Source organism: Silvimonas sp. JCM 19000, from assembly GCF_054652575.1.
Genome location: NZ_BAAIHC010000050.1, coordinates 1 through 6,639, shown reverse-complemented (window position 1 = coordinate 6,639; position 6,639 = coordinate 1). Strand labels below are relative to the sequence as shown.

Genomic DNA, 6,639 nt, shown 5'->3' with positions numbered 1-6,639 from the left:
TAGCCCGCCTTCGGGGTCGCCTTGCAGGATTAACTGGCGGCCTGTTTCGGGGGACAAATGAGCACAGCCCAGGAAACTTAATGTCATGCATAAAAAAAATAAGGAGCAGATCTTCACTGGGCCTATCTACAGCGGTGCGCGCGGGCTTTCAACAGGCTGGGCCCGATTGCTAACCAAGCACTAATTGCAAAAAGCTGTGGTGCGTTATGTGGCACATGACTGCCAAGCGCCACTCGGATCCGATTGCATTTGTTAAACACTTTTTGAACAGCCTGTCTTATGAGAATCCCGGTTGATGACCATTTCCAGGAACAAACCATTTTTTATCCACGAGAAGCCATTTAGACGTCAAATCCTCGCAATCTTCGCGTCTTAGCGGCAAGACCAGTTTGATTTTGCTTTTTCCGCAATTGCTGTGTCAGAAAAAGCAGAAGGCAGCACTAGTAGTACTCGTTGAAAGCAATCCCCATTCCTATAGTTCAGGCACGGCCTACACTAGAATAGTGCGAAATTATCTGACTAACCCGCTTGGCCCTGGAACGAACAAAGCCATTCAATTTCAATCCCATCCAACACCCATCTGGTACCAATCATCGGCGGCACTCTCTCTATAGATTCCTTTTTCAAGCGGTATTGTCAGCGCTGGTTCAAGACTCGGGTCGTACCCCAGTAAAATTGAAATCCCCACAATAAGAGGGTTCTCGGCCTGTTCCGATGCGACGTCGCCCACGAACATTTCCCAATACTCCTCCTCCCAACGTGAAGCCTCCAAAATGGCCCCACCCTTTAATGCGGGAAAATTAGTTCCAACAATGGCGTTATAAGACACCGGATATTCCCAAGGAAGTTCCAACCAACGCCACACAGATCGCTGCCCACTCGAATACGGGACAGCCATTTGGGGCACGTCAATCGTCGCGATTTCAGACGGAGGCACGATTTGTCGAAAGACAAGGTTATCGACTCTAAAGTAGTCGAACGCGCCGAGGGCCAATCTTTTAGCCCAGGAAATTTGTGCAGGGCAAAGCGAGTAGCTCATGCCTCCGATTTCTATGGCGTTTAAGGCATCGGTTTGTCGCAGTCCGGAAACTGTACTTCTAATAACCTCCACTGCCGCTTCATCCGTCAACATCACTGCGCCGGCAAAAATCAATTCAAAACCCAACACACCCGACAGCCCAATGGTATATAGGTACCTTGGTAGCGGGGAGCCACCCGCGACCATATATAAGTGATAGCCATCTGTTGCAATATTCTTAGCGATTTCAGATGTAGCTTTGGCTCTATCGAGATTTGGGTTCATTTAGTCTCAATTCCGTCTGTGAAGCTCAAAATGACATGCGGCGCAAACGACGGCCAAATTTGCCTCATCTGTTTTTCCTCCATCCGCATGGCGCTCGATATGATGCCCCTTAGCATCTTCGAGTTTCAGCGGATTCTGACACCTGCCGCATTTTTGATTTTGCTTATCTAACTGTTTCTCAACCGTAACGCGCGAGTAGATCCGCTGTGGGTCTCTTTTAGATGGATCTACGCTTCCACGCCCTGTCGGAGCCTTCGGTATGGGCTTTGGGGCTGTGACGGTGACACTTTCTACGGCATCCGCTACCTCCGGTGAGAACGCATTCTTAGACATCTCCTCAACAGACATCGTGCCGTTCTTTATTTCTTCCTGCACGGCCCTGTTTTTCAGATTCGGATTGGACAGAATCTTCGCAATTGATGCGCCTCGGCCCTGGTTTAGTTTGCCAGCTTGATCAGCCGCTGCTTCCGCCGGTGTACCGTCACTCGCGCCGCTCACATCGACTCTGCTCACAGGGTTATTACTTGTATAAGCAAAGGCGTTAAAGCTGTGGATGAGATTATCTTCATCCCAATCCACCGGATCCATCGCCATAAACCGGCCAATAACAGGGTCATACCAGCGCGCGCCAAAGTAGCTAAGCCCGCTCGCATCCTCATAACTCTTGCCGCCAAACCACTGCTTATTGGTAGAACTAGCGCCCAACATCCGCTCGCCATAAGGGCGATAGTAGGTGTTCCAGGCGATATGACCAGCGCCGTCTGTTGCCGCGAGCGGGCTGCCTACCACATCGTTGTGATACCAGTTCGCTACGCCGGCGTTGTCATCCGCAATCCGCTGACCGTTCAAGAAGAACGAAACATGTACCGCCCCGCTCGACAGATCCTTTTCATAGATCAGCTTGTTGGCAAGGTCATAAAACTCGAGCCGGTTAAGTCCCGTCGCTACCGACAGCACGCGAGAGCCAGCGCCATCGTAGCTATAAGCAATCTGGCTACTCGCTCCCTTATTAAACCAGCGCAGGTTACCTGCGGCGTCGTAAACATAGGTGGTGCCGTCACCGCGTGAAGTCACGTCACCCCAACCGTCATAGGCCAGGCTGTAGTTCTTGGTGCCAGCCATCGACCGCAGCAATTGCTGGCTGTCGTAGCCGTAGCTGACGTTGTAACCGCCTAGGGTCTGGCTCAGCAAATTGCCATTCGCGTCGTATTTGATGCTGGTGCCGCTACCCCAAGGACCGTCTGCTTTGGTGAGCCGGTTGAGCGCATCGTAGCCATATTGGCGATTGAAATTGCTGTTTGCGGCATCGGTTACCGAAGTCAGGTTACCCAGACCGTCATAGCCATAACTCGACTGGATGGCAGCAACGCCGCCAGCCTGTATTTGACTGACCTGGGTCTGCCATGCGGCATAGTCCGCGTTGTATTGGTTTAACGCGGTCTGATACGCCGTCATTGCCTGGTTATAGGTCGCAAGCCGGCTGTTGTAGTCCGTCATCTGGTTGTTATACGTGGCCATGGCCGCAGCATAGTTGGCCTGGTCTTGCTGGTAGGCAGCGTTTGCCGCCTGCCAGTTCTGCAACTGGGCGTTATAGCTGGCAACAGCAGCGTAATAGTTGACCCAGACCTGCGCCTGGCTGGTCCATGTCGGCACACAACGATTCATGTTGTTTTGCCAGCTGGTATGAGCATCCGTATAGCGTGCGTTCTGATTACTCTGCCCCGCGTAATCGCTCAGCTTGGGCTCGGTGTACGTCTGGCGGCAGCCTGCGTCACCGTTGCTCCAATAGGCACCGTTGTTATTCCAGTCCGTGGTGCAGGCAGCAATTTTCGCCGTCCAGATAGCGGTATCCGACTGCAGCCGGGCAGCCGCATTATTGTCGTAGTCCGCCAGAATGGGGGCTCGGTAGGCCTTGCGACATGCCGTATCGCCAGTAATGCCGGCGCCTGGCTTGGCAGTAGCTGGCTGAGCGGGCGCCACGGGTTGCGCGCCCGGATTAGCTACGGTCGGATTGGCAGGCCTGGTGGGCGCAATCGGCGCTACCGGGGCCGTAGGCTTGGTGGGTGCTGTTGGCAGCACAAAATTAGCCACGACTTCCATCGACGCGGGCCAACCACGGTCCGCATAGGCAATGTGCGTATTCCGGTCATTCGGCGCATGCCAGTTAGTGATGCTGCCACGGCCGTTATAGGCAATTTGCGATGCGTATGGACCCACGGTGGTGGGGCGCCCAAATGCATCCGGCGTGTATTCGATACGCCAGGTGTTCGGGTAAATATCCGCAGTCAGCCGATCATCCGCATCCCACACGTGAGTCAAGGTCAACGTATTGCCCGCGGCAACCAGGCCTTCGGTCAACGTATTGCCGTTATCGTCATAGGTGTATTGACGCGTGGCGGATGCGTTGACAACCGATACCACATGGCCGCTTGCATCGCGTTGAGTGCAAACCTGCTGCGCTACCCCGTCGTCCCACCAGCTAGCGGCGGTGCGACCTTGTGCATCAACGGCGTAATGCCCGGCAGGCTGGGTGCCGACCTTATGTGAAACCAAGTTGCCGACTGCATCGCGGCCCAGCACGGTCTGGCCTATCTCGGGATCGGTGCGGCCAACCAGGAAATTATGACTATCGTATTGCCAGCCTCTGACCACACTACCCTGCTGCACCGAAGTGACCAGGCCAAGCGCGTTTCTATTGATAAAGGTCGCCGAGCTGCTCACCGTGGCATCAGGGTTAACTTCGGTCAGCGCCTTGTCATCCGGGTTGCCGTAGGCCTGATAGAACGACGAGGTGACGTGGTTGTTTTCGTCTGTCACGGCGACCGCACTGCCGGTATAACCAAACTTGCTGCTCGTGCCATCCGAGTGAGTGGTAATGGCGACTCGGTTCAACTGATCGTAGTCATAGGTGTCGCCTACGCTCAGTGCCGGATAGCTCTCGAACAAGAGTCGACCGAGCGGATCAAAGCGGCGGCTTACCACAACGCCATTTTCGTTGGTGGTCACGCTGCGGCCGTAACCATCAAAGCTATCGGTCTTGCTGTAGACATCGCGCGTGATGGTCCGGCTGGTGGGCGTCCAACTGATAGAGATTGCGTTGCCCAGCGGACGCTTGGTCCACGTCAGACGGTTCATCCCGTCATATTGATAACTGAATACCTTGCCGCGCGCGTCGGTGTACGAGGTGACGTTACCAAAATCGTCGACGACCCGGGTAATTGCTACCGAGCTACGTGGCGCCGCGCACCAGGCCGGCTCTGTGCCACTGGCGAAGGGCCGTGTTTCGGTACGCGGAATTCCGCGATAGTAGTTTTCAAAACGGGTGACCAGATTGAGCGCATCAGTGCGTGTGAACAGATTGCCCGCGCTGTCATAGGCATAACTGGTAGTCACGCCATCGGCGACCGACTGCGCCAGGCTGCCAGAGCCGTCATAACTATTGGTGCGCGAAGAAAGCGTACTGCTGGCATCTCCGATCGTTTCAGTGCTCAGCGAATCAAGCTGCCAATTAGTCGTGTCGTTCAGATAGCTGCGGCGGGTAATACGCTGTTTGCTGTCATCGCCCGTTTCTGTAATGACTGCCGGATGGCCATAGGCATCAAAATCGGTGTGGGTGACGTAGGCCTTGCCATCGCGCACGATGCGCGTATCGGTCAATACTGGACGGCCACCATTGCCCGTGCAATAGCCCATACCCGCCTGCCCGCCGGGAAGGGACTGCATGCTCCAGGTATAAGTTTCTTGTTGCACCGACCCAATAGTTTTCTGAAGCAGCAGCCCCGTTGACCAAGCCTTGCCGTTGCAGTCCGTAATCTCATACGGCGAGATGTATTGATAGGTTGTGGTGTAGCTTTTGTTCGCAGTGGTGGTGACCACTGCCCGGCTAATGTGTGCAGCGTTGCCCGCATTAGGCGCGTTCACCTGAATCGGATTACTGCCCGCAGCGTAGAACGACGAATAAGTGATGGTGCTACCATCGCTGGTACTTTTCAGCGCCAAAGCGGGGTGCGGCTGCTCACGCACCCAAGGCAATGCTGCCGTGACGCAGGTAGGCTGAGTGTCCGGGCAGGTCGCGGCTGGGTTGAAAACGAGGTAAGCGGCATACAAGTAGCTGGTCACGCCGCCATGCGGATTGGTAACCGCAGTGACCAGAGGGTTGCCACCGCCCACGGTGCCACCCGTCATTACGGTGTTATAAGTTGTGCCAGTCGTTATGTTCCAGGTTTGGCCATCCGGCTGGGTTAGCGTGTGATTGTTGCCAGAGGTGTTAAAGCTCCAGGTCCGATTGCCGACCACCACGGTTGGATAGCCGCCAGTGCCCCAGGTGATTGAAGCGCTGCGGCCGTCTGAAGCAGTCATGGTCTTCAGGTTGGTGCCATCGTAGGTGTAATTGACAGTATTGCCATACCGGTCGATCTGAGAGGCTGGCATTCGGTAAATAAAACTACCAGCGGTTTGCTGAACATCCCCATCGACGGGCTTGGTCGACTGGTTATGCCAGCCGGCCTGCCGCGCAGCGACCGAATAATCCAGGGACGCGTTGGACCACGCCGACATCACCCAGCGATTACCGTTGGGCGCATACAAAACGCCGCTTGTACTATCCGCTCGACCCACCAATTTCCAGTTGTTGATGGTTAGAGAGATATCAGGTGCCGTCGACGAGCTGTAGAACACATACGTGGAGCCGTCAGGCAGCTCAAGCGTTGCCCGGGTTCCGGGCACCAGAGAGGTGCGAATTCGAGGTGGGTGCATTCCGCCCGCCGCTGGCTCCGACGAGTTGGCCGCCCACGACAGGCTGAAGTCGACCTTGCCATTACCCGGAATATCAAACAGCGGGATATTGATCAGCAACTGGCCCGTATAGGGATCAATGGTTTCGAACCAGTTGGAATCTGAAGACCGCCGCTGCGCAGCACCATCTTCGCTGTAGTAATCGTTGTAGAGCGGCGCCACTGCGGCTGTGGCAGCCGACGACAACGAAACGAGCCCGGCGACGAGCAGGCAGGCGAAATTCTTGATATGCATATACGAAGGCCGAATTGTAGTTTTTAGTGTCAAGGCGTAAGCGGAAACCCGCTTCGGGTAAGCATTTTTGCTTATCCCCTCGTTTCCTTGCAATTTTTACAAGCTTCGTGTGGCAATTTCGTTACATCGCGAATACAAAACGAAAAAGGCATGCTGAGCGCGACGCCGACTTTTCTTGCAGATGTGGTTGGGGACAAGGCACGACATCTACGCGCCAAATTACGCGCCGCGCGATTCCCGACCGAAGACCATCCGTTTACTGCGCTGTGACGCTGCTGCGCAAAGCGACGTGCATGACGGAACCGGTC

General features: G+C 55.0%; 2 protein-coding genes. Both read right to left on the bottom strand.

Annotated elements, in window-relative coordinates:
* Positions 1–559 precede the first annotated feature (559 nt).
* Entirely contained in the window at positions 560–1,303 is a 744-nt protein-coding gene (locus ACYQ1A_RS21650; RefSeq protein WP_499365799.1) for a hypothetical protein, read from the bottom strand.
* Positions 1,304–1,309: 6 nt separating this feature from the next.
* Positions 1,310–6,331, bottom strand: coding sequence for an RHS repeat-associated core domain-containing protein (locus ACYQ1A_RS21645; protein ID WP_499365798.1), 5,022 nt, complete (start codon positions 6,329–6,331; stop codon positions 1,310–1,312).
* Positions 6,332–6,639 lie beyond the last annotated feature (308 nt).

Bases quoted from the DNA above. Each gene is read 5' to 3' on its own strand.
- ACYQ1A_RS21650 (WP_499365799.1), bottom strand. From the start codon at position 1,303: ATGAACCCAAATCTCGATAGAGCCAAAGCTACATCTGAAATCGCTAAG.
- ACYQ1A_RS21645 (WP_499365798.1), bottom strand. From the start codon at position 6,331: ATGCATATCAAGAATTTCGCCTGCCTGCTCGTCGCCGGGCTCGTTTCG.